At 44.9% G+C, this 25,552-nt stretch carries 18 protein-coding genes and 2 pseudogenes; 10 read left to right on the plus strand and 10 right to left on the minus strand.

Annotation, left to right across the window (positions count from 1 at the left end; translation table 11 throughout):
• A partial coding sequence (gene pstA / locus ACYRY3_RS21725; RefSeq protein WP_460203712.1) for a phosphate ABC transporter permease PstA occupies positions 1-579 on the plus strand: 579 nt, incomplete at its 5' end.
• 113 nt (positions 580-692) lie between these two features.
• Positions 693-1,523 carry a phosphate ABC transporter ATP-binding protein PstB gene (pstB, locus tag ACYRY3_RS21730; RefSeq protein ID WP_460203713.1) on the plus strand — a complete coding sequence of 277 codons (831 nt, stop codon included), beginning with the start codon at positions 693-695 and terminating at the stop codon, positions 1,521-1,523.
• A 241-nt stretch (positions 1,524-1,764) separates the two neighbouring features.
• Here the strand turns inward: pstB and ACYRY3_RS21735 are convergent, their stop codons facing one another.
• Positions 1,765-2,769: a hypothetical protein gene (locus tag ACYRY3_RS21735; protein WP_460203714.1), complete on the minus strand. Its 1,005-nt coding sequence runs from the start codon at positions 2,767-2,769 to the stop codon at positions 1,765-1,767.
• 64 nt (positions 2,770-2,833) lie between these two features.
• Positions 2,834-4,558, minus strand: coding sequence for a multicopper oxidase family protein (locus ACYRY3_RS21740; RefSeq protein ID WP_460203715.1), 1,725 nt, complete (start codon positions 4,556-4,558; stop codon positions 2,834-2,836).
• Between the two features lie 719 nt (positions 4,559-5,277).
• Between ACYRY3_RS21740 and ACYRY3_RS21745 the strand changes: the two genes are divergently transcribed.
• Entirely contained in the window at positions 5,278-5,670 is a 393-nt protein-coding gene (locus ACYRY3_RS21745) for a hypothetical protein (RefSeq protein WP_460203716.1), read from the plus strand.
• A gap of 473 nt (positions 5,671-6,143) precedes the next feature.
• A complete protein-coding gene (gene tkt, locus ACYRY3_RS21750) occupies positions 6,144-8,225 on the plus strand; it encodes a transketolase (protein ID WP_460203717.1) in 2,082 nt (693 codons plus the stop codon).
• Between the two features lie 485 nt (positions 8,226-8,710).
• Here tkt and ACYRY3_RS21755 read toward each other — a convergent pair whose 3' ends face one another.
• Entirely contained in the window at positions 8,711-8,932 is a 222-nt protein-coding gene (locus ACYRY3_RS21755; RefSeq protein ID WP_460203718.1) for a hypothetical protein, read from the minus strand.
• A gap of 14 nt (positions 8,933-8,946) precedes the next feature.
• On the opposite strand from ACYRY3_RS21755, the gene ACYRY3_RS21760 reads away from it, so the two are divergent.
• The 4 genes from ACYRY3_RS21760 to ACYRY3_RS21775 are packed head-to-tail and all read left to right on the plus strand — an operon-like array spanning position 8,947 to position 15,021.
• Positions 8,947-11,865 (plus strand): bifunctional transaldolase/phosoglucose isomerase, encoded by a 2,919-nt coding sequence (locus ACYRY3_RS21760; protein WP_460203719.1) that lies wholly within the window; start codon positions 8,947-8,949, stop codon positions 11,863-11,865.
• A 25-nt stretch (positions 11,866-11,890) separates the two neighbouring features.
• A complete protein-coding gene (gene gnd, locus ACYRY3_RS21765; protein WP_460203720.1) occupies positions 11,891-12,910 on the plus strand; it encodes a phosphogluconate dehydrogenase (NAD(+)-dependent, decarboxylating) in 1,020 nt (339 codons plus the stop codon).
• Positions 12,911-12,945: 35 nt separating this feature from the next.
• A complete protein-coding gene (gene zwf / locus ACYRY3_RS21770) occupies positions 12,946-14,457 on the plus strand; it encodes a glucose-6-phosphate dehydrogenase (protein WP_460203722.1) in 1,512 nt (503 codons plus the stop codon).
• Between the two features lie 45 nt (positions 14,458-14,502).
• The gene (locus ACYRY3_RS21775; protein WP_460203723.1) at positions 14,503-15,021 is read left to right on the plus strand and encodes an HAD-IIB family hydrolase; all 519 of its coding nucleotides are present in this window, start codon (positions 14,503-14,505) and stop codon (positions 15,019-15,021) included.
• Positions 15,022-15,232: 211 nt separating this feature from the next.
• On the opposite strand, the gene ACYRY3_RS21780 is transcribed toward ACYRY3_RS21775, so the two are convergent.
• Positions 15,233-16,231, minus strand: a complete 999-nt coding sequence (locus ACYRY3_RS21780) for a hypothetical protein (protein ID WP_460203724.1) — start codon at positions 16,229-16,231, stop codon at positions 15,233-15,235.
• A gap of 220 nt (positions 16,232-16,451) precedes the next feature.
• Here ACYRY3_RS21780 and ACYRY3_RS21785 point away from each other — a divergent pair, with 220 nt between their 5' ends.
• Positions 16,452-17,468, plus strand: a complete 1,017-nt coding sequence (locus tag ACYRY3_RS21785) for an SDR family oxidoreductase (RefSeq protein WP_460203725.1) — start codon at positions 16,452-16,454, stop codon at positions 17,466-17,468.
• Positions 17,469-17,510: 42 nt separating this feature from the next.
• Here ACYRY3_RS21785 and ACYRY3_RS21790 read toward each other — a convergent pair whose 3' ends face one another.
• Positions 17,511-18,293, minus strand: a complete 783-nt coding sequence (locus tag ACYRY3_RS21790; protein ID WP_460203726.1) for a DUF928 domain-containing protein — start codon at positions 18,291-18,293, stop codon at positions 17,511-17,513.
• 49 nt (positions 18,294-18,342) lie between these two features.
• Complete coding sequence (locus ACYRY3_RS21795) at positions 18,343-20,775, minus strand: CHASE2 domain-containing protein (protein ID WP_460203727.1); 2,433 nt, start codon at positions 20,773-20,775, stop codon at positions 18,343-18,345.
• Between the two features lie 362 nt (positions 20,776-21,137).
• Here ACYRY3_RS21795 and ACYRY3_RS21800 point away from each other — a divergent pair, with 362 nt between their 5' ends.
• Entirely contained in the window at positions 21,138-22,340 is a 1,203-nt protein-coding gene (locus tag ACYRY3_RS21800) for a sigma-70 family RNA polymerase sigma factor (protein WP_460203728.1), read from the plus strand.
• Between the two features lie 7 nt (positions 22,341-22,347).
• Here the strand turns inward: ACYRY3_RS21800 and ACYRY3_RS21805 are convergent.
• The 4 genes and pseudogenes from ACYRY3_RS21805 to ACYRY3_RS21820 form a co-directional block, all read right to left on the minus strand.
• A pseudogene (locus tag ACYRY3_RS21805) lies at positions 22,348-22,794 on the minus strand (RNA-guided endonuclease InsQ/TnpB family protein); the annotation flags it as partial.
• 300 nt (positions 22,795-23,094) lie between these two features.
• Positions 23,095-23,370, minus strand: a complete 276-nt coding sequence (locus ACYRY3_RS21810; RefSeq protein WP_460203729.1) for a MoaD/ThiS family protein — start codon at positions 23,368-23,370, stop codon at positions 23,095-23,097.
• 106 nt (positions 23,371-23,476) lie between these two features.
• Positions 23,477-24,781 carry a threonine synthase gene (gene thrC / locus ACYRY3_RS21815; protein WP_460203730.1) on the minus strand — a complete coding sequence of 435 codons (1,305 nt, stop codon included), beginning with the start codon at positions 24,779-24,781 and terminating at the stop codon, positions 23,477-23,479.
• Positions 24,782-25,302: 521 nt separating this feature from the next.
• A pseudogene (locus tag ACYRY3_RS21820) lies at positions 25,303-25,510 on the minus strand (hypothetical protein).
• Positions 25,511-25,552 lie beyond the last annotated feature (42 nt).

Genomic DNA, 25,552 nt, shown 5'->3' on the forward strand with positions numbered 1-25,552 from the left:
CTCGAAGAATATGCACCAAAAACTTGGTGGACAGAGATTATCGAGGTTAATATTACCAATCTCGCAGGTGTTCCTTCTATCGTTTACGGATTGCTGGGATTGGGTGTTTTCAATTATCTCATGGGTTTTGGTCCCGCATTGATTTCTGGGGCACTCACTTTATCTTTGCTGTCCTTACCAGTTATTATTGTGACTTCTAGAGAGGCTATCAGAGCAGTTCCAGATTCTCTCAGAAACGCTTCTTATGGTTTGGGCGTCACAAAGTGGCAAACCGTCAGCAATCATGTTATACCTTATGCTGTTCCGGGCATTCTCACGGGTGTAATTATTTCAGTCTCCCGTGCCATTGGTGATGCAGCATCTCTAATTGTAGTTGGAGCAGTTGGGTTCTTAACATTTAGTCCTGGTTTGTTCCAGAGATTTATGGCATTGCCCATCCAAATTTACTCCTATATCACTCGCCCCGAACCAGGTTTTTCCAATGGAGCAGCAGCAACGATTATTGTTTTAATGCTCGTCATTTTGATTCTGAATGGCGCAGCAATCTACATCCGACAAAAATACTCATTATTGCGGTGAGAATTGTTAGTGGATAGTGGATAGTGGTTCTTGGTTATTGGTTAACTACCAACTACTAACCACCAACCATTAACATCTTTCAAAGTTTTGCAAATATTTGGAGAACACACATAATGACTTACAATAATCCAAGAAACAGACCTACTGGCGCAATACAAGAACGACAAGGAAATTCAGTGTTTAATGTCGAAGGCGTTAGGGTTTTCTATAATGGATTAATGGCTCTTCAAGAAGTTTTTATGGAGATCCCCGATCGCCAAATTGTAGCTTTTATTGGTCCTTCTGGGTGTGGCAAAAGTACTTTGTTGCGCTGTTTTAACCGAATGAATGATTTGATTCCTGGAGCCGAGGTTAAGGGTAGGCTGCATTACCGAAGTAAAAATATTTACGATGACAAAATCAATGCAGTAAAGTTACGCCGTCAAGTGGGAATGGTTTTCCAAAGACCAAATCCGTTTCCCAAGTCTATCTATGAAAATATCTCCTTTGCACCACGTACAAATGGTTACAAAGGAAATATGGATGAACTGGTAGAGCAATCGTTGCGTCAGGCGGCTCTTTGGGATGAGGTCAAAGACAAGCTGAAATCAAAGGGGACAGCATTATCTGGAGGACAACAACAACGTCTTTGCATTGCACGAGCGATCGCAATGAAACCAGATGTGCTATTAATGGATGAACCCTGTTCTGCGTTAGATCCAATCTCAACACGTCAAGTTGAAGAACTTTGCCTTCAACTCAAAGAGCATTACACCATCATCATGGTGACCCATAATATGCAACAAGCTTCGCGAGTTGCTGACTGGACGGCTTTCTTCAACACCGAAGTAGATGAGCACAACAAACGTAGAGGAAAATTAATCGAGTTTAGCCCTACAGAGCAAATGTTCGATACTCCTGCAACGAGGGAAGCCGCAGAGTACATCAGCGGACGTTTTGGTTAATCTCTAAAACAATAATTCACTAATTCCAAAAACCCGGTTTCTTTGATTAACAAGATCGAAATTTTGTTAAGAAAAGTCAAAGAAACCAGGCTTTCATATTTTAGGTTTTGTGATGTTGAGCTAAGCTATTGTACTTTTAAATTGCGTGATTGAACGGGTAAGGAAACCTATTCCATTCATAGTTACAATGTCGGCATTTAAAAATAAGAAGTGTTTGCTCCAAGGTCAAATGCCAATAGATTTAACACTGAGTAATTTCGGAGCTAGAGATGAGAAAATTGTCAATCAATAATCCGGATTCAATAGTAGAGTCCCCTACATCTACAACTCCAATCCCTAAAATATATGTTCCGGTAGTCGGTATTGTGAAGGAAAAAGTTTGAAAGCCAGTCTCTTCAAAAAACTGTGTCGTCGAGGAAATTACGGTTGATGGCAATCTTGTGTCAGCTAGTTCTGACAAGGCATTAATTGAAACGAAGGCAAAATCGTTAAAAGGGAACACTTGTGCTTTCTCATTTGTAAGGAAATTCCAATCAAAAGTCAAAATGTCACCAGCCTCCGCCGTAAATGTTTGTTGAATAGCGGAACCTTCAATAGCATCCCCATTGCCAAAGTTATCTAAGCTTCCAGGTTCTAACCCTAGGAATGCTTCTATAACTTCGTCAGAAAATGTAGCATCGCCAGTTGACAACAAAGCCTGGAAAGTTCCTTCGCGAGGATCGCTGCCAAACTCTGACGTTTCAATACTGGTAGAACCTATTGTTGTCCATCCAGTAAAATCATTAGTTTCAAAGCCACCGTTGGCGAGCGTTGGGTTAACAGAGGGTTCGGGTAAAGCAAACGACTTCAATGAGACTGTATAAGAACCAGATTCAAAGTGGTCACCTGTAAGTCTATCATCGTTCAAGCCAGACACTGCGAAATTCAAATTACCACTTGCTGGTACTGTTCCCGTCAGTACGGATAGAACACTCTTTTCACTTCTATCAAGATTTATCTTCACAGTATTACCAGAATCATCCAGTAACCCCAGAAGTGGATCGATTGCCTCTGCATTTATTTCTAGAGTAAATAAACTTCCAGCATCAAGACCTGAAAGGGTGAAAAAGTCAAGGTCACCGCTGTTAAGTTCTCCATTTATTATAGTAGTACTAGATGGTAGAAATTGTCTGGCAATGAAAGAGCTATTGGGTTCACTTTCAGTTACTGGATCGGTAAGTTGAAGTGAAGGGGAATTTTCTGTCATGAGAGTTACCGTAGAAACTAAACGTTGAATGGTTTGTGTAATTCTGACCTGCCTTTAATAAAAGCTACGGTATTACCTCAAAGGGCAGCATCATTTCGTTGTCCTCATGTTCAAGCATATGGCAGTGCCACACATAGCGCCCGGTGAAGGAGTTACCAAAGGGTAAATTTTCTGCCGCTTGAGCACCAAATGGCACAATGAGGCGAGTCACCTCACCTGGTTGGACTAACACTGTATCCTTCCACCCAGCCTCGTTCGGTGCGGGCGGTCTTGCAGGACCGATGGCAAAGGGTGTGGGGTCGGGGGGTGGGTATCCAGCTGGCACGGTTGGTCCACCTGGTGCATGGTGTGTGAGTACCGTGCGAGGACCAGTAGCGAGGTAAGCTTTCATGTACTGGGTCGTATCAATCTTTTGCCGATTCAGAATTTGGAAAAATACCAGGTGCAAGTGCATTGGGTGAGCAACAGGCTGAAGATTGATGATGTTCCACTGCTCCACCGTGTCCACCTTTGGTCGCTCCATAAACAATTCCGGGTATTTCTCAGACTCATCCCAATATACGTAATTGAGCAGCACCACAAGTGGTCCGGTTGGGCTTGGAATCTCTACCAAGGTTATAAAGCGCTGTTGCACTGGTGGATTTGCTATCGGTGCTATGAGTGGTTTATGCACTCGCAATCTCTGGGGAATGGGTTTAGGAGAAGCAGCGCCAGGGTTTACCGTAAACTGCATGATTTCGGGTAGTAAGAAATTACCTAATACAGTATTAGCTCTACCATGTGGATACGGTGCAATAGCCTCATTTTCTAAAACGATCTTGTCTCCCGGTAGATTATTGGAAAAGTCGATCAGCACATCAGCCCGCTCACCGGAAGATAGCAGCAGCCTGGAAAGCTGAACTGGTGCGTTGAGCAGACCTCCGTCAGTGCCAATTTGAATGATTGGCTGGTTCGACGACAGCTTAAGGTTGTAGGTTCGGGAACTTGAGCCGTTAATGATCCGGAATCGGTATAAGGTGCGGTCAACATTAAGATTTGGCCAAGCTTTACCGTTGACGGTAGCGACATCACCAAGAAATTCTACTTCCCATTTTGCAGGGTGGAATATTGACCCATCGTCGTTGAATGTCCGGTCTTGTATCACTATTGGAATTTCATAGGGAGGACCTGCCGGAATACCAAGCGGTCCATTCCCACCAGCGGGATCGTCAATGTCTCTAAGTAAATAAAATCCAGCAAGTCCAATCATGACATTCTGACCAGTGATACCAAGTGCATGGTCGTGGTACCAGAGTGTTGCCGCTTCCTGATTGTTGTTGAAGTTGTATACGTAGTTTTGCCCTGGAGTGAAGGTGTCTGTTGGGTAACCATCGCTTTGTGGTTCGGTGTTGCTACCGTGCAAGTGCAACGATACCCTCGGGCTAGTTTTGTCGGATTCCAGCACCCCATGCAAACTTGTGTCGAGGGGCAACGGGTGAGGTCCGAGATTGTTGATTACTTTGAGCTGAAGTGGCGTACCCCGAGTGACCTCGATCGTAGGACCAAGGTAATCAGCCCCACCATAGCCCCAGGTGGGTCCTGCCCCTAAGTTGCTGTGGAACGAGTGTGAACTTGCTGCTATCTTTAAGGTCTTAGGTGGTGCAGTCGGGAACGGGATAGGCAGAGGCTCAGTAAATTTTGATATCTGCGGTGAGGCAGCATAAGTTTTTTTTGCCTTGAACATCGCAGGAACGAGAAATGCTGTTCCCAACCCCGCACTTGCCATTATCAATTGCCTTCTGGTTAACATTGCTACCTCATCATTTGTCAAACAAGCTTACCCAAGTTCATTTGGGCTTGATTTATTGTGTTGCTGAGTGAAGGGATGGTTATATCCTTCTTAAGAGCTAGGGTAGTCTAAAGAGATAGATATACCATTTAATTAAACTGTTTGTATTAAGAACGCTCAAGCTATCAGACACAGTTATTATTCATTGGTGTTTGGTTCCAAAGTCTTTCGCTATGAAACTTCGTTGATTCTGCCGATTTAACAAAGCTCTTGTCCATTGAAGATCTATATCTTAAAAAGAAACTTAAGGTTTTTACCACTCAATGAAAATATATTTCTTAAAAAAAATATAAGCTGAAAAAGCATTGCAGACAGGACTTACACGTTGACAAAAAGATTATTATATGGATACAACCCAACCTTCTGCTTAGGTTATATCAGAAGATCGAAGTGCTCATTCGCATGAAGTACAACTTTATCTATGTTTATCTGCTAAGTAAGTCGGCGGAAATCAAAGCAGATATATTAAGATATGTAAACCTCACTATAGCCTATTAGTTTTATCATATAACCAGCGCATCACTACTGAATACATCATGAAGGAATTTACAATGACAAAACATAAGTTAGTTCTTAAATTAGGGAAATTGACTGGTCAAGACTTTTTTAAAAGTGAAAACTATACTTACTCAATGAGCTATTTATACAGTTGCTTAACCAAGCTAAAAAGAGGTAACCTCATGCTTAGAATCTCTGGAGCTTATAGACGATTGCGTCAGTCGGTGCTACTGGTAATGCTGAGTTTCCTGGTGTGGGCGATCTGCTTGCTTGTAGCATGGGTTCATTTTTTGCCGAACAGTGAATATGAGGTCACAAGACAAAGCCTTGACGAACAAAGCATTTCTTCCATTAACCCTGTAGTTGGGCGTGCTACCAATGAACTTGCCGAGTATATTCAGCTCAGTACTAACCTTGTTAGCAATACCATTCAAGATTTGATTGACCAAGAATCTGCCAAAGCTGAGGCTCAGTTCAAGCATATTGTTGGCCCTAATGCCCTACCCGCACCTGGTCTGCGTGATGCTATTAAGATCACTCTTGTTCAAAATCTTTGCAAAGAACTTAGAGAATAAGTAAGTTTTTCGTAGGTCGATCTCTATGCAAGTCTAGAGGTATTGATATACTCTTGTGCTCTATTACAAATTCAAAGTCAATTGGCCTCACTTTTCTCGATGATGTTTGCGCTGATTTTGCCTTCGTATTCTGGTTGCTTAAAAATGCTCGGTCTCTTATCATGGCTTCAATTGCCATTATTGATAATACCAATGATGGGAACTATTAATTTGTAGGAATAACTTTAAATCATTTGTTTATACAGCTAATGTGGAAATTCGTAATTCATTAAGCTGTTATTAAATGATGAAAAAGGTTAGATTTATTGAATTGAAGCTAGAAGTCATTGAAAATTCAAAGACAGATTTATTATTCAAAAAGGAGCGATAAAAACTTGATTCACTTTGCTAGCTAAAATTTCCGAGATGAATCAGGCTGAGAAATAGTTAATTGCTTTACTTAAAGCCTACAAGAACTTAGAGGAGGAAAAGCAGTGGTTGCTGAAATACAAATTGATATCCAAAAGCAAACCGATGAACTGTGTATCAATACCATTCGTACCCTGTCTATAGATGCAGTTCAACAGGCAAACTCCGGTCATCCAGGCACCCCCATGGCTATGGCACCGATTGCTTATTGCCTCTGGCAGAGATTTTTACGGTTTGACCCTAATGACCCGATCTGGTCAAACCGCGATCGCTTTGTCCTGTCCATCGGTCATGCTTCTATGCTGCTGTATTCGCTACTACACCTATGCGAAGTTAAGGCGGTAAATGCCAAATACGAGCAGTTAGGGGAGTTGTCGGTCTCCTTAGAGGACATCAAGCGTTTTCGTCAACTTGACAGTAAGTGTCCCGGTCACCCTGAGTATCGTTGGACTTCTGGCGTTGAAACGACCACTGGCCCCTTAGGTCAGGGAGTTGCTACAAGTGTGGGAATGGCCATTGCTGGACAATGGATGGCCCAGTATTTCAATCGCCCCGGCTTTGAAATGTTTAATTATGACGTTTACGCCCTATGCGGTGACGGCTGCATGATGGAAGGGGTATCGGGCGAGGCTGCTTCTTTGGCTGGTCATCTTAAACTTTCTAATTTATGTTGGATTTATGACAACAACAAAATCACTATCGAAGGTAACACGAGTTGGGCCTTCAGCGAAGATGTAGCCACTCGCTTCATCAGCTATGGATGGAACGTCACCCGCGTCGGCGATGCCAATGACTTGGATATGCTAGAGCGGGCTTTTCATACCTTTAAGAACACCTCAGACAAACCCACGTTAATCATCGTTGATAGCCATATTGCCTACGGTGCGCCGAATAAACAAGATAGTAGTGCTGCTCACGGAGAACCGTTGGGCGAAGAAGAAATCAGGTTGACTAAGCGGAATTACAACTGGCCGGAGAACGCTAAGTTTTTGGTGCCCGACGGAGTGCGGGAGCATTTTCAATCCGGGATTGGTAAACGCGGATCTGAACTGCGTAATGGCTGGATGGCAAAGTTCAGTGACTACAAAATTCAGTATCCAGAACTAGCTGAGCAGTTATATCGGATGCAGCGTCGGCAGTTACCCGAACATTGGGATCGCGACTTGCCTGCATTCTCTCCAGATGCAAAAGGATTAGCCGGACGTGACGCCTCGGCAAAAGTACTTAATGCGATCGCCAAGAATGTCCCGTGGCTGATTGGAGGTTCGGCTGACTTGGCTCCCTCAACCAAGACCCGCCTCACGTTTGATACAGCTGGAGATTTCACCGCTAAGAATTATGGCGGTCGGAATTTCCACTTCGGCATTCGCGAACATGCAATGGGATCTATTCTCAATGGAATGGCGCTTGCTAAAGTCCGTCCTTATGGTTCCGGATTCTTAATCTTTAGTGATTACATGAAACCACCAATCCGACTCGCAGCGTTAATGGAAATCCCAGCAATCTACATCTTCACCCATGACTCCATAGGGGTCGGTGAAGATGGACCGACACACCAGCCTGTAGAACAGTTAGCTTCATTGCGAGCTATCCCTGGGTTGATTACCCTGCGCCCTGGTGATGCCAATGAGGTGGTAGAGGCTTGGCGGGTAATTATGCAGCTACAGCACACACCGGCAGTTCTTGTCCTTACACGTCAGCCACTACCCACTTTAGACCGTTCTAAATATGGTTCTGCGTCTGGTGTCCAACGAGGAGCTTATGTGCTGGCTGATACTCCGGATGGTAAGCCTGACGTTTTATTGATAGCTACAGGTAGCGAAGTTTCTTTGTGTGTTAACGCCTACGAACAACTTGTGAGCGAGGGCATTAAGGCTCGTGTGATTAGTATGCCCTCGTGGGAGCTGTTCGAGCAACAAAGCCAAGAGTACCGAGACAGTGTTATCCCACCCACTGTTACCGCCCGAGTTTGTGTTGAACAAGCCTCCACCTTTGGTTGGAGTCAGTATGTCGGTTTGGGCGGCGATCGCATCGGTATGCATACCTTCGGAGCTTCAGCCCCTCTTAAGGAACTCCAGAGCAAATTTGGTTTTACTCCTCAGAAGGTGGTTGCAGCTGCCAAAGCACAACTAGCTCAAGTTGGGTAAAAATGCAGACCGAGCAGGGGCAAGGATACACTAGTTCTTCCTCGCTTGAACATTTTAGGATTAGGGGTGCGGTCAAAGTGTACTGCATCCTTTAAGAGGACTCGTATAAACGCAAAAAGCAAGGCGGGTTCTTTTAAGTAAGAGACGGGCAGCCGCTTCTCTAAAATAGAAACGCAGCGCGAACATCGGGAAAAATCCTGGTGTTCGCGCTGTGCCGATCGATGCTTTATCCCGACTGGGATGGTATGAGCCGATGGCACAGAGAACCAAATTGGTATAAATAATTACATTTTTCTTTCTGCATAGCTGCCTTCTTGGACTCGCTAGTGGCAGTTAAAACCATATGGTGAATTTGTAGGATATTCGTACAGAAAAATGTGCAATTTAGATTCACGACCTCTTAGCACTAATCTGTTACCGTAAGCAGTTACGATGAAATTTACAGAAAAAATTAAGTTTGTCCTTAACTTAGCTATTTTAACTGGTCAAAACGTTTTTGAAGGTGAAAACTTTAATACAGAGTTATCTTCCCCAGTACCGCCTCGATCTGTATCGAACAAACCGTAACCAAAGGTGAAGGTCAGTAGCTCGGCAACAGTAGCTCGTGCATTGGATGTATATCTTTGGTGCTTTGGCTCTAAAGGAACTCCAAAGTCGAAGTCCCAGGAAGGCGGTTGCTGCGGAAGACACCGTAACTGGTAAAACAAGTTGAGAAGCTGTAATGCAAGTAACGTTAATCAATGCTTCTAAAACCGCAACCATGAACCCTTTGCAAACCCTGCAGAATTACGGGCAGTCTGTCTGGCTAGACTACATTCGCCGCAACCTGATTAGCAGTGGCGAACTGCAACGCTTAGTGGATGAGGATGGGTTGCGTGGTGTCACGTCTAACCCTGCCATTTTCGAGAAAGCGATTGCTGGTAGCACCGACTACAATGATGCACTCATTGTGCTAGAGCAGCAGAAAGACATGGACGCTATGTCGCTGTATGAACAATTAGCGATTAAAGATATTCAAGATGCTGCTGATATCTTGCGACCTGTTTATGAGCAAACGAAAAAGCGTGACGGTTACATCAGCTTGGAAGTATCACCTTACCTTGCTCACAACACCCAAGGCACGATCGCGGAGGCACGGCGACTTTGGCAAGCTGTTGGACGCGAGAACGTCATGATTAAAGTTCCGGCAACCCTTGCTGGTATCCCTGCTATCCGGCAAATAATTAGCGAGGGCATTAATGTTAATGTCACGCTGCTATTTTCCCAAAAAACCTACGAGCAGGTCGCAGATGCTTATATTAACGGTCTAGAAGCCTTTGCAGCACAAGGTGGGGACGTAAGTAAGGTAGCGAGCGTTGCTAGCTTCTTCATCAGCCGCATTGATAGTGCCATTGATGCCCTCATTACCGCCCGCACCAAAACAGCTACCAGTGCCAGCGAGCAGGCGTCCTTGCGTAGTCTCTTGGGTAAAGTTGCTATTGCCAATGCTAAACTGACTTACCAACGTTACCAGGAAATCTATCAAACCCCTCAGTGGCAAGTGTTAGCGGATAAGGGAGCACAAACGCAGCGGCTCTTGTGGGCTAGCACCAGCACCAAGAATCCCTTGTACCGTGACGTGGTTTACGTAGAGGAACTGATTGGTTCGGATACAGTAAACACGATTCCTCCAGCAACCTTTGAAGCGTTTCGCGATCGCGGACAACCCCGTGCTAGCTTGAACGAGCATCTGGAAGAAGCGCATGACGTCATGGAAACCCTGTCTCGGGTTAACATTTCAATGAAGGATGTCACGGACAAGTTATTAACAGAGGGGGTACAGCTATTTATTGAAGCATTTGACAAGTTGTTAAGTGTGGTGGAGAAAAAGCGTGAAGCTGTACTGGGCACAGAATTAGATCGGCAAACTTACTCTCTGCCAGAACACCTCGCTAAGAGCGTCCAAGAATCCCTTAAGGATTGGCTTGTTAACGGTAAGGTGCGTCGGTTATGGGCGCAGGATTCTTCGCTCTGGACAAGTACGGATGAGAACCGTTGGCTTGGCTGGCTTGGTATCACTGAAGACCAATTGGCACACATTGACCACCTAAAAAAGCTTGCTGAAACGGTCAAGAGTGCGGGTTTTGAGCACGCACTACTACTAGGAATGGGGGGCTCTAGCCTGTGCCCTGAAGTGATGAAACTTACCTTCGGGAAAGTGTTAGGCTACCCCGAACTACACGTGCTGGATTCGACAGACCCAGACCAGATCAAATCCATAGAGAGCAAAATAAACCTGGCTAACACCCTGTTCATCGTGTCTAGTAAATCGGGTGGCACTTTAGAACCGAATATCTTTAAGCAGTATTTCTGGGAACGGGTACAGCAACTTCTGGGTGCAGAAGAAGCAGGCAAACGCTTCATTGCCATCACTGACCCTGGCTCGAAACTACACCAGGTGGCAGAGGGCGACAACTTCCATGAGATTTTCTTTGGCTTACCCAGTATTGGCGGAAGATACTCGGCATTATCAAATTTCGGTTTGGTACCTGCAGCGATTATGGGCGTAGATGTCGCGAAATTCCTCGACTATACTGAGGAAATGGTACACTCTTGCGCTGCAACCGTTCCAGCCTCAGATAATCCCGGTGTAGTTCTGGGAACTATTCTAGGGGTACTTGCCAATCAGGGTCGGGATAAAGTGACTCTCATTACCTCCCCCGGTATCGCAGACTTGGGCGCGTGGTTGGAGCAGTTGTTGGCCGAGTCAACCGGTAAGGACGGCAAAGGTCTAATTCCCATCGACCTAGAACCCTTGGGGAAACCGTCCGTGTATGGCAGCGATAGCGAAGCGCCGCTGCGAAGCGCAGATCGCGTGTTTGTCTATATAAGGCTGGAGTCAGCCCCAGATTCGGAGCAGGATGCAGCAATAGACGCGTTAGAACAGGCAGGGCACCCTATAGTACGCATTTTGATACAAAATCCGTACCAATTAGGTCAGGAGTTTTTCCGTTGGGAAATTGCCACTGCTGTTGCTGGCTCAATCATTGGAATCAATGCATTCAACCAGCCAGACGTGGAAGCGAGCAAAATCGCTACACGGCAGCTAACTTCGGAATACGAACAGAAAGGTGCATTACCTGCAGAAACGCCAATTCTTGTAGAAAACGGTATTCAGTTGTTTACCGACCAAAAGAATGCATCAGCACTCTTTGAAGCAGCTGGCGATCGCTCACTGGTGAGTTATTTGCGAGCACATCTCAGCCGCATCCAAGCTGGTGATTACTTTGCCCTGCTAGCTTATATCGAGATGAACGATCCGCACCAAAAGCAATTACAAGCAATCCGGCAGTCTGTTCGCGATGCAAAGCGAGTAGCAACTTGTTTGGGTTTCGGTCCTCGCTTTTTACATTCCACAGGACAAGCTTATAAAGGCGGACCAAATACAGGTGTTTTTCTACAAATTACTTGCGATTCGACAGTCGATTTACCCGTACCCGGACAAAAATACAGTTTTGGTGTAGTCAAAGCGGCTCAAGCACGTGGAGATTTTCAAGTATTGGCGGAGCGGGACAGACGGGCTTTGCGAGTGCATTTAGGCTCGGATGTGCAGGCAGGTTTAACAACACTACAAACAGCGATCGGGCAAGTTTTGATTTAAATTAGAAATCTGAAGGAGAAATAATATGCAAATAGGTATGTGCGGTCTAGGACGCATGGGCGCAAATATAGTCAGGCGTCTGCTACGAGACGGTCACGACTGTGTCGTATACAACCGAACCCCCGATAAAGTGAAGCAGCTAGAAAGTGAAGGGGCACGAGGAACAACATCTCTGGATGATTTCGTCAATCAATTGACTAAACCCCGTGTAGCTTGGGTAATGGTGCCAGCCGGTGACGCGACAGAGCAAATAGTCATGGAGCTAGCACAGAAGATGGAGCCAGGTGACATCATCATTGACGGCGGTAATTCCTATTATAAAGATGATGTGCGCCGTGCTAAGGCTCTGCAAAAATTGGGCATTAACTATGTAGATGTGGGAACCAGCGGTGGAGTGTGGGGATTGGAACGAGGCTACTGCTTAATGATTGGCGGAGACAAAAAGAGTGTTGAACATTTAGACCCGATTTTCAAGACTATTGCTCCAGGACTTGGCGATATCACTCGCACACCAGGGCGCGAAAAACTCACCAGTACTGCTGAAGTCGGATACTTGCACTGTGGGCGAAACGGTGCCGGACATTTTGTCAAGATGGTTCACAACGGCATTGAGTATGCCCTGATGCAAGCCTACGCTGAAGGCTTCGATATCTTCCGCAATGCCAACTCCCAGGAACTGTCCGAGGATTATCGCTATGACCTTAACGTAGCAGACATTGCCGAAGTTTGGCGTCGAGGCAGTGTTGTGGGCTCATGGCTACTAGACCTAGCCGCAATGGCCTTGGTGGAAAACCCAACTCTTGATAATTATACAGGTTTTGTGCAGGACTCTGGCGAAGGGCGCTGGACAATTATAGCAGCAATAGAGTCAGCCGTGCCTGCAGATGTGCTGTCGGCGTCACTCTACACGCGCTTCCGTTCTCGACAGGAGCACACTTTTGCCGAGAAGGTTCTGTCAGCAATGCGGCAGAAGTTTGGCGGGCACAAGGAGCAAAACGGCTCGAGCATAAAGGCAGATGCAAAACCTGTTGGCATTGGGCATTGAGACAAATAAAGCCATGACGGGGCAAAACAATGAACATGACTGATAAACATTTGGATCGACCTGGCGATTCCTGCGTTATAGTCATTTTTGGCGCTGCCGGAGATCTAACTAAACGCAAACTGATTCCAGCTCTCTACAACTTAGCGCAAAGCAACTTGTTACCCAAGGAATTTGCTGTTGTGGGAGTGGCTCGCGCTCAAATGAACACCGATGACTTTCGCCAGAAAATGAGTCGGGACATTCATGAATTTGCGACCATCTCAGTTGATACCAACCTTTGGGATTCATTTGAAAAGCGGCTTTACTATTTGTCGGGTGAGTTTCAAGACCCCAGCACTTACGAGCAGTTGCGGGATCTACTGGCGACTGTGGATCGAGAATGCGGTACAGGCGGCAATTACCTGTACTATCTAGCAACAGCGCCTAACTTCTTCAACGATATTATGTGGCAACTTGGAACTGCTGGGTTAACTCGTGAAGATGAAAGTTGGCGGCGAGTGGTCATTGAGAAACCCTTTGGGCATGATTATGATTCGGCTCGCGCTCTTAATAAAAATATCAGTAGCGTGCTTGCAGAAAGCCAGATTTACCGCATCGATCACTACCTTGGTAAAGAAACGGTGCAGAACATCTTGGTCTTTCGATTCGGTAATGGCTTATTTGAGCCAGTCTGGAATCGGCGTTACATTGACCACGTGCAGATTACGGTCGCCGAGAGTGTTGGTGTAGAGGGCAGAGGCGGCTATTACGAAGGAGCAGGTGCGTTGCGAGACATGGTGCAAAACCATATGTTCCAGTTGCTGGCGCTGATGGCAATGGAACCACCGCTTTCGTTTGAAGCCGATGCAGTGCGGGATGAGAAATCTAAACTGCTGCGAGCAATCCAACCGCTTAGCCCAGAAGAAGTTCTTACCCAGACTGTACGGGGACAGTATGGTGCGGGCACTGTAAAAGGTTCCCCGGTGCCTGCTTACCGCACTGAGCCTCGCGTCGATCCAAACTCCGGGACCGAAACCTTTGTAGCACTCAAGTTGATGCTTGACAACTGGCGTTGGGCTGGTGTGCCATTTTATCTGCGAACTGGCAAATCTTTACCCAGTCGCGTGACTGAAATCGCCATCCAGTTCAAGCACGTCCCGTTCTTACTGTTCCGTCAGACACCCGTCGAGCAACTGACACCAAATTTTCTGATTTTACGCATCCAACCCGACGAGGGCATCAGCTTGCAGTTTGGCGCTAAAGTGCCGGGTCCTACTGTACGCATGGGCGCGGTGCAGATGGATTTTGAATACGCTGACTACTTTGGCACCCAGCCGAGTACTGGTTATGAAACGCTGCTTTACGACTGCATGATTGGCGACGCCACTTTATTCCAACGTGCTGACAACGTTGAAATTGGCTGGAGTGTGGTAACACCCATTTTAGATGTGTGGAGAGCCTTACCCCCTCGTAGTTTCCCCAACTATGCAGCAGGTACCTGGGGTCCAAAAGAAGCTTTTGACTTACTAGAGCGCGACGGTCGGCAGTGGCGGACGATCGCTCCATGACTCTGGTAGATATAGAAAGCGTTTACAGCTAAAGGTTGTCTCCATATGACTACAATATTGAACAACAATACCCAAACAATACCACCTAAACTTTCCCTGCTGGTTGCCGATGTAGACGGTACACTAGTGACCAAACAGAAGGTACTCACCGAGCGTGCTCGAAATGCGGTAAGTCAGTTGCACGCAGCGGACATCATTTTCACAATTACAAGTGGGCGTCCGCCCCAAGGTATGAGAACACTCATCGACTCCCTCGCCCTGACAGCGCCTATTGCTGCCTTCAACGGTGCGGTGTTCCTGCCGTTCGGTGAGTCTTGCTCTTATTCTTTCTCCACCGATAGGCAACTTTTGCCGTTCGGTGAGTCTTGCTCTTATTCTTTCTCCACCGATAGGCAACTTTTGCCGTTCGGTGAGTCTTGCTCTTATTCCTTCTCTACCGATAGGCAACTTTTGCCGTTCGGTGAGTCTTGCTTGAGATTGCCAGAGCGATCAACATCAGGAGTAACGCGAGTGACATACTCCTACACCAAACTGGCGTTACGGTATAGGCTAGCAGCCCTGTAGTTGTAAACTTTTGTATCAAAAGTTACTCATCCGGCTAAGTACTAGACTTTTGCCAGGGAGGAAGAAAAACCCCTTGCCATCCAATGTCAAGCTTAAAAAGCGAGATACGTCGGTATAGCTATGTAAACTTCTGTTAAGAGCCTTAAAGTCGGTGTAACTACTAACCACTATCAGCCCTAACACCAAGTTATGTTTATTCACAGCGACTTACTTAATAAGAGAATTGGGGATATTTTTCTTCTATCAACTCCTGATAGCGCCGATTGGCTCGAACATCGGCAGATGGAACCCACTCTTGAAAATGTTCCAATATCGTATTCAATTCTTCCTGGCAAGCATTTAATTCAACCTCGTGAATCTTAAGAATTTGTGTATTTATTAAATCTTGAATTCTTATTATTTTAGCGCTTCCTTCAATAACTAATTCCTCTATACCTTCTTGAATCACGTCTACAAAATTAGTCAACCAGTTGCACAAGTCCTCGACGTTGGTGTTTTGATTGAAGTGGTTTAACTTATTCAATTGTAGTGCGTGCTTGAGAATTGAATAACGAGAGCCAACATTGCTGAATAGCTTGCGACATTCACGGCAGAGGGAATAAAGTGCGTTAATGCTCTTTCTCAATTCTTCGATATCGCCACTATCTTGTCTTTGGTAATATTTAGCGAGACAGCCGTGAGCTTTGTTAACGAGTGAAGGTATTCTTTTTTTGCCAAAACCATCCATGCGTTCAATAATGACTGAGAATTCCAGGATTTCAGTTCTGGCGGTAACAGTTGACCTCATGATTTCAGGAGGATTTTTGTTCCATTGGTCGCAAGCGATCGCCACTAGCTCTTTATGAGGTAAAGGTTTAATATTTAGCCGAACTGCGGATAGTGCCTCCCTAAATAATTGCTGCTGCTTCTGAATTTCTAAATCTCTTATATGTGCTTCAATTCGTCTTTCTTCTTCTCTTTCTAGACGAGTTTGAGCACCTTTTCTAGCTGCTTCTCTACGCTTGGACGAAAGGATTTTCCACTGCTCGAATTCCTGACTGGATTCTGCTTCTAAAACGCGTGTTAGTAAATATAAACAAACTGGTGCTGCCTGACGGTAGAGGGGATTTCTCGTGTTCTTATCCTCCTTACCAAGAAACTTTTTGATGGCTGCATCTGTCCATCCGCGAGTTATTTTCAGATCCGTTTTGGTAATATATTCTGTGTTCATTGCTTTGATAGTGCTTGTTGTTGATTGTGTTTGGATGGGTGGGTAATGCCCTCCTTTGCTTTACATACTGAATCTGTAAAAATTAAGTATAATAAATAACATAATATAATAAATTAGGTATAAGTGCTACTTCCAATTTCCTCTCTTCAGTCACCCTAGCGAAAGATGAATCAAGGCTTTACAAAGCTTTACATAGAGGGAGAGGCTAAGGGTAATAATTATGCAATTAAAACCTATTAATCAACAAGTTGTTGCTGTTGTTGGTGCTTCCAGTGGAATTGGGCGCGAAACAGCAGTTAAGTTTGCCCAACGCGGTGCTAAGGTCATGGTTGCTGCACGCAGCGAATCAGGGCTAAAGTGTTTGGTATCCCAAATAGAACGCTTTGGAGGCACGGCAGCATATATTGTTGCAGATGTAAGTGATTTTGAACAAGTCAAAGCGATCGCATCCCAAACCGTAGCATTATATGGAAGACTGGATACCTGGGTGCATACAGCAGCTACAGGTGTACTTGCTCGCTTCGACCAAATCACACCAGAGGAGTTTCAACGCGTCATAGATGTTAGCTTGATGGGACAAGTCTATGGTGCAATGGCAGCATTACCTTATCTCAAACAAGAGGGACGAGGAGCATTAATTCATATTTCCTCAATGGAAGGTGTACGCAGTCTACCACTACAAAGCCCCTATTCCTCTGCCAAGCATGGGGTTGAAGGCTTCTTAGAATCCCTGCGTGTTGAATTGCAACACGAAGGATTGCCCATTAGCGTCACATCAATAAAACCTGCAGTCATTAACACCCCTTATTACAACAAAGTTCGTACTAAGCTAGGAGTTAAACCTACAGGGATACCGCCATATTACCAGCCCAGCATTGTTTCCGATGCCATTCTCTACACCGCCGAACATCCCACTCGTGATTTTATCACTGGAGATGTTGGTAGAGTCTTGGATTTCCTGCAGCGCCTTTCACCAGAACTTGTCGATTATATACTACTGCAGATTGGTTTTATCGGACAGCGCACTAACGAACCAAAGTCAGAAGATGCACCTGATAACCTCTATGGTCCGGTACCTGAATATGACCGAGTTAAGGGAGACTTTGACCAATTGGTAATTCCAACTTTCTTAGATTGGTTGGATATGAATCCACCTCTAAAATGGGGTGCCGTTGCCTTTGCTGCATTGGGTGTTGCAGCATTCCTCGGTGGATGGCGTCCGGGAGACAATGTTTGATTTAAGACACGGTAAAGACGCGAAATTCCGCGTCTCTACAGACTATCTTGTTGATTGAACAAGCGGTTGTACAGACACTTTTTCTAGCCCAACCAATTTTAGTAGGTTCTTCCACTCTTCAACTAACGCTGAATCTTGGGGACTTGCAAGGCGGAGTTCAGCCAAAATTGTAATTGTATCATACCAAATGCCTTTAAGAGCATAAATTTCTGCTTGTTGGTAGGGGGAAGCTTCTTTGAGCCCCACTCTTGAGGCTGTATCTAGATTGACTCGCTGTATCCAGCCTTCGACATAATCTAAGGTCTCTGTTTGTTTGGGGTTACATGCAACCCTAACTTTGAAAAACCAGTGATAGCCCTTGTCTGTCTCTAAGGAAACTGGAGTATCTTTGAGGGGCACCCGGATAATTCCGGGAGTTGATGGTATTGAGACATTTGTGCGGTAAATTGTTTTATTACTTTTATTTTGTAAAACAAACTCAATTGCTTGAATAAATGATTTTTTGTAAGGAACGTAGAACCAAAAGCTGGGCTGTTCTAAACTGGTTAAACCCCAAACTTGGGTGATCCTTTCTCCTCCATCCTGGTTTAACCGTTGTTCATAGCTTGGCACCAGAGCAGTTAAAGGTACATCAGTTGCCACACACTCTCCCCGTGAGGCTCCTTCCCCTCGGTTCCCTGGTGCGCCGCGATCGGGTGGTGGCGGGGGTGGGTTGAAGCGAATGGGCGCTGATTTTGCCTCAAGTGCTATCGGGCTGCTGAGGTAACTGATTAGAACTAAGGTAAATGTTGTTACTGACGTCAGTTTCTGAAAAAACGGTTTCATTTGTCACTCCTAAGCCGTGTTTAGTAACATTGGTTTTTCACCTAATTAATTACTTCAAGTGTCTTCTCATGTGGGCAGTGATGATGCTAGTACTCCCGAGGGCAATAGCAGAGGGAACAAGTGGTATCCAAACACCCCACTGAATTAAACAGACAAGGCAAGCCCCATAGAGACAAATAATGGCAAGCCCCGTGGCAATTCCTAAATAGGGTAGTTTTCGGATAGAGTACGCTAGTAAACTACCTATTAATGACCATCCCCAAATCCACATTGTTTCCTGCCATAGAGGCAAAGCCCACAGAAGCACACGTCCTTCAAGGGCTGCACTTAGCAATTGACCGATCGTCTGTGCTTGCAGGATAACGCCCGGTATTTTTTGTATCCCCCCATCGGCTGTTCTATAAGGTGTGAATGAGGAATCTTGGAAGCTTTCAGCAGTTGTACCTATAAGAACAATTCGGTCTTTGACTGCGCTGGCATTGACTTTACCTGCGAGTACCTCTGCCAGTGTCACTTGTGGCACAGACTTCTGTAGTGAATCGCTGGAGCGGTAGTTCAACAAAATTTGGTAGCCTGAAGCATCAATGCCTTGATATCCACTCGTATGGGCTTCTAGTGGTCTAAAAGCGGTTTTACCCAATTGCCAACCCCCATTGGTCGTAAATTTTAGTGCAATATTCTGAGTAGCCAAGTACCGCAGTGCTAGCTGTACGCTGAAGGCGTAGTTAGCAGTACAGGGGGATGAGGGCGGTGGCGTTAATGATAGGAGATGGCGACGGACAACGCCATCGGGATCGACTGCTAAGTCACTAAAGCCCAAGCGATCTTGCGGTACCTCTGGGGGCGGTGAGATTCCCGGTCGATCGGAGTGAGTATCGCTAACTCGACAGACTGCTACCAAGCGATCGCTCTTCTGCATTCTAGCTGCAAGTTCTGGTAAGTTTCGCCTCACTGCATAATCTCGGTAGATATCCAATCCGATGACGCGTGGTTCGTATGCCTCTAATTTTGCTAGCAATTTCAAGAGCGATCCATCACTTAGAGAACCTCGGCGTTCCTCTTGGGGCTGTGATTGTACATCTTCTTCAGTAATCTTTACAACTAATAAGCGAGTGTCGGGGTTTTCAGAAGGGCGGAGTCTTAGCAATCTATCGAATGCTTGTAACTCCAATGGCTGAAGCATTCCCAGATAGCGCACGCTAACCAGTAAACTGGCGATCGCCACACTTATGACAATAACCCGAAGAATATGACGTTTTAAGTTTTGAGTTTGGGCGTAGAATAAAGAGGACGCAAAGACATAGGGAACTCTTAATCCCAACTTCGAGGCGATTCGTGACGACGGGGATACCGAGTCATTTCTTGTCTGGGTGCTTTCAAGCCTGTCCGCATCTTCTTGCTGCTCTATCAACTCCCGCCAACTAGGTGGCACTTCTGCTGGATTTTGATAAATAACAGGTAGCCAAGTTGCACAAGGAAATTGCCCCTCTAGCCCTTGCATCCGTTCCCTTGCCTCCCGAACTGCCAGATAAAGCGATTTACCTCCCGCATATGCCTGTAAGAAATGTTTGAGAAATGTCTGCGCCACGACATCTGGTACGGGTTCGCGCATGACAATCAACTGTGGAATTTGCAAAGGAGCGAATTCTCGTGCCAACCCCAAGCCATCGCAGGAGTTGAAAATTGCTAACTTTAAGCCTCGTTTCACTGCCTGCCTCAAAGCATACTTTAACTGACTAATCGTCAAACTCTCAGTTTGGTTAATGTAAATTAGACCTGTATCCCCGGAACTTTGGGTTGAACTGTGTCCTGCAAAAAAAAGAATATCCCAATTTTGCTGCCAGAGATTATTTGTTAAGTCTTCACGAGCAGGCTCTACAAGAAAGTGAACTTTTGCATCAGGTAGTTGCTCTAGCAGCTCGCGATCTGCTATCACATTAATTCCACTACTGTCACCCAATAAAGCTAAGATTTTAACGGTTCCACTCGGTGTTGAGGTCAGACTAACTTTTTCATAGGAAGGGGTACTTACAGCAATTTCTGCGTTTGGATAGCGCTCTACGAGTTCCCAAAGATGCCAAGGAAGTTTTTGAAGTTGATAGTCCTGAGTCTGTAAAATCACGCGAATTTTGTCTGAAGGCAGAAGTTTCTCCAGCCATTTCTCCCGTATAGGACGAAAGACCTCTGATTGGAGCCAGCAGTTAAGGCGATCGCGTAAATCTTGTGCTGCTTGCAAACACTCAGAAATACTCAAAGATTGTGTCCTTGGTTTTGATAACCCAATGGGACGAGCTGAAGAAAAATCCAGGCTACGATAAATTGCTTGCCAACGATTAAAATTTAGCGGCAATTCTATGTTTGGTGGAAGTTCACCTGTCACCTCAGTTTGAGGACGGCTGTTTTCCTCACCAATCTCAAGTGCGATCGGAAACCCAGTTTCAAAGCTCCCTTTACCAAATTTTAAAACCACCAACTTATTCACTGCAATCTCTCCCTTTAAGTAGAAAAGTCAAAATAAAACCTCCCCTTAAAAACGATTTTTATTCCTATAAATGTAAATTTATATACAAGAAAAAACTTGCGAGAATTGGAAGTAAAAATTAACAGAGAGTAAGTGTATTTCAACTTACAGTCTCTATATACGACTATCCACATTTTTTATGCAAATTTCATCATGGAACATAAAATTGTTAGATTATTTTGCGCTCCAACTTTGAGCGATTTCAACCATATAGATATTTAATCTCCATAATAGATATGGTGCCAATTTTCCACGCCCAATAAAGTGGCGACAGTGAGGATTGGTCTAAAATCATTTGCTATTTTTGCAATATCAAAAATTTCATGCATTCAAGGCAAGGTATAATAGAGATATTTTCCACATTTCTGCAATTTGATAGAGATGCTTTCAGTCGTTGGGTTAGTGTTCCCAAGTTGCGACGCAGTATGCAGAACTGTTTAGAGCAATCTTCTCAACAAGCGTCCGAAACCTATTGGGCAATCTATTGGCATCGCATCTGGCTTCTTCAAGCAAGTTCTCTTGCCACTGCTCATCTAACAGCCTACTTGCAGGAAGTTTGCTATTGGGTGGCTAAAAAAATAAAGATGAATGTGTCGAGCCAACATTCTGTTGCAGATTTCTTCCAAACTGCAATCTCTCATATCGACAAAGTTCTCAAAGGTTTTAACCCGCAGTTCAGTTCAAATTTGAAAGTGTATGCTGAATATGCTTTTAAGAACCTAATTAAAGACCTGTTACGCAAGCACCAAGAGACTGATATTTGTAGCGACTGGGGCTTACTGCACAAACTCAGCCAAAAGCGTCTGGTGAAATCTCTCCAACAGGCAGGGTATAATGAACAAACTATTGCTCGTTACGTTCTCGCTTGGAATTGTTTTGTCCAACTCTATGCACCCGATAATACTGCCACTGCTTACAAGTTGGACAAACCAGATAACGCGACTTTACAGGCGATCGCACAGCTTTACAATCGTGAACGTCTGAGCCGGCTGAGTTTTTCTAGTCCAGCGTGTACTCCAGAACTTTTGGAAAGCTGGTTACTTGCTTGTGCGACAGCGGTACGTTCTTTCCAATATCCCACCTTAGTTTCAATTGATACTCCTATACCCGGACAAGAAACAGGGGAATTTTTCGACCGTCTAACGGGAAATTCTCAGGAATCCGCTTTAAATGAAATAATTGTCCAAGAAGAAGCAGAATCAATAGCAACGCGAAATATTGAAATCAATACCGTTTTAAAAGATGCACTGGCAAAATTAGACACCGAAGACCAAGCGCTTCTGCAAGCTTACTACAGGCAAAGATTAACCCAGCAACAAATAGCTCAAGAGCGAGGAGTCAAACAATACACAGTTTCTCGCCACCTCGGTAGAGTCAAACGAACTTTGTTGCTTTCATTGGCTCAGTGGAGTGAAAACATTCTGCATACTCCCCTCACATCTGACGTAATCAACAGTATGAGCAATGCTTTAGAGGAATGGCTCAATGTGTACTATCACCATCCCTCTTTATCGTCATGCTATTAGATGGCTCCTTTTGTTTACGCGCTAATTTCTTTTGTTTGCGTTTTAGGTTCTTTTCATGCAGTGCAAGATGTTTAGGGTTGTCGTATTTGGAAACCTTTTTGCCATCTGCAATAACAGCAAAGTGCTTCAACCCTAAATCAACTCCATAAATTTTCCCGTATGTAATAGAAGGATTTTCACCCTCTACAGAAGTCAAGATGGATGCAAAATATTTCCCTGATGAAGTTTTGCTCACAGTGACAGTCTTTATCTTCCCTTCGATTGGACGATGAATTTTAGCTTCAACCTCTCCAATGTTTCCTGGAAGCTTGACAATATCGTCAAGAACTTTGACGTTTTGAGGATATTGAATAGACTGCTTGCCGTGCTTAAATTTGAACCGAGGGAAGCCTGCCCTGCCTTCAAAAAAGTTCTTGTACGCTGTAGTTAGATTGAGTGTTGTCGTATTGGCTATAGCGTCTGCTATATAATAGCTTATTTTGAGGAAATATATAAATCAATACGGTTCAGTTAAGGTTGATGCGTAAAAAATTACGTATGTACAGATGCGTCATGGCGCGTCTGTACAATGTTGTCCCGCTCGGGTTATGGTCTTATGTTAACCGTATTGATTTGTAAACAGTCGGATAAACAAAAATGAGAAACCGGGTTTCTTTGCAAATCCCGGTTTCTAAAACTTGAAATATCGTTAATCAATTGATAATGTGTAGCTTGAGTTGAAGAACGAAACCAAATGACAATTAACAATTAGCAATTAGCCACCAGCTACAGCAGGGACAATACTCACTTCGTCACCATCTTTTAATGGTGTTGCCGTCCCGTCCAAAAAGCGGATGTCTTCGCTGTTAACATATAGATTCAGAAACCGCCGTGGTTGTCCGCTTTCGTCACATAAGCGCGATTTTATACCAGGGCAGTGCTGTTCTAGAGACTCGAACAACTCGGAAATGGTATTGCCTTTACACTGTAAGGTAGCTTGGTTGTTTGTGAATTTCTGAAGGGCGGTAGGAACTAAAACTGTTACAGACATAGGTGTAGAAAGTATGAAGTATGAAGTATGAAGTGTGAAGTATGAAGTCTAAGGTGGAAAGTACTCGGTTTTCATACTTTACCCTTTATCCTTCATACTTTATCCTTTATACGAGAACTTGCTGCCATTCCAGGCGGTCGAGGGTGTGGGAACGCTCTAGTGCTCTTTCAAAGCTGTCGAGCTTCGCTTCAATGGTCAACGGTTCGCCAATGTAGCCTTGTACGGCTTCTTGGGTCTTCAAACCATTTCCGGTAATGTAGACCACGGTTGTTTCGTCTGGGTCAATCTTGCCAGCTTCTACCAATTTTTTCAGCACGGCAACGGTTGTACCTCCAGCAGTCTCGGTAAAGATACCTTCTGTCTCAGCAAGCAGCTTGATGCCTTCGATGATTTCGGTATCTGTTACAGTCTCAATATTACCACCTGTTTTCTTCGCTATATCTAAAGCATAAACACCATCTGCAGGATTGCCGATCGCAATGGATTTAGCAATTGTATTTGGTTTTACTGGCTTGATAAAGTCGCGTCCTTCTCTATATGCTTGAGCGATTGGCGAACATCCTTCTGCTTGTGCGCCGCTAAACCTAACACTCTTAGCTTCCACCAAACCCAGTTCCACAAATTCTTGGAAGCCTTTGTAAATTTTTGTATATAGCGAACCAGATGCCAGAGGTGCAACGATATGGTCGGGTAATTCCCAACCCAGTTGTTCTGCCACTTCAAAACCTAGGGTCTTAGAACCTTCCGAGTAGTAGGGACGCAAGTTGATATTGACAAATCCCCATCCATGTGTATTGGCTACTTCGGAACAGAGACGGTTGACTTGGTCGTAATTGCCTTTAACAGCCATGAGGGTTGGGCTGTAAATCAGGCTACCCAAAACTTTTCCTGCTTCCAAGTCAGCGGGAATGAACACGCAGCAATCCAAACCGGCGTGGGCGGCGATCGCAGCAGTAGAATTTGCTAAGTTACCGGTACTCGCGCAAGAAACAGTAGAGAAACCTAATTCCCGTGCCCGAGTCAGGGCGACTGACACCACTCTATCTTTGAAGCTGAGAGTGGGCATATGGACGGCATCATTTTTGATATACAGTTTATTCAGACCCAAGCGACGTGCCAAGCGATGGGAACGAACCAATGGAGTCATACCTGTTCCCACATCAATTGGGTTTTCGCTTTCGACAGGCAAAAAGTGACGGTAGCGCCACATGGAATTTGGTCCTGCTTGAATTGTTTCACGGGTAACCCTAGAGCGCAGTGAACTGTAGTCATAGGTTACTTCCAATGGACCAAAACAGAACTCGCATACGTGGAGAGCTTTGAGTTCGTATTCCGCACCACATTCCTTACATTTTAAGGATTTGAAAGTGCCGGCGCTTGTTTGGGTATGGGTGGTTGTCGCCTGTGTCATATGTCCGCTTTTCCTGGGTATCCGTCTACTGTGGTTTTGATAGTAACACGAGCAAAAATACCCGTCAAACATATCCGACAATTTTTGTCGGGATTAAAAAAACTGCAATAACACAGTGCGGTCATTTTTTATCGATAAACCTTGTAAAATTTCTGCCCTCTGACTGACCCCAGGCAAAAATAGAGACGCGCCATGGCTCGTCTCTACAAAAAACTAGGTTTTTATGATTTTTGTACCGATGCTGTAACCCGTGCTATAAACTGGACGGGCAAGGATGCCCACCCCACATTCTGAGGTAATCTATTTGTTAGGAGTTTCTGAAAAATGGCTTGTTTGGATTTGGAGCGTTTAGGTTTGCAGTTCGCTAGAACTATCTGATACTACGTCTGCTAAGGTTTCAAGCAAACTATGGGCACTAGCGCGTATACTATTACTTATATTAGGGTTGAAGCAGCAGACTTTCCTGTTGCGCTGCTACAGAATTGCCGTTGAGGCGGCGACAATGGCAATGCATTACAGTCTTATTGTCCCCGTCCTGGTTTACAATCTGCAAAACTATCATGCCTCTGTGTCGAGAAAGCTGGCGATCGCCATCTCAATAACTGCTTCAACGGGATACTCTATTTCAGCAGCACGAGCAATTAGGGCAGATCGAATTCTCTCAGGTAAGCGTTCCAAGATGGCTTCGGCATCAGCGGAGGAAAGTTGTTCCAAAAGTTTTGCTTGCATAGCTTTACTGTTCGCTTGGGATCTGGACGTTATAAGGAGGTT

Source organism: Scytonema sp. NUACC21 (assembly GCF_054684315.1).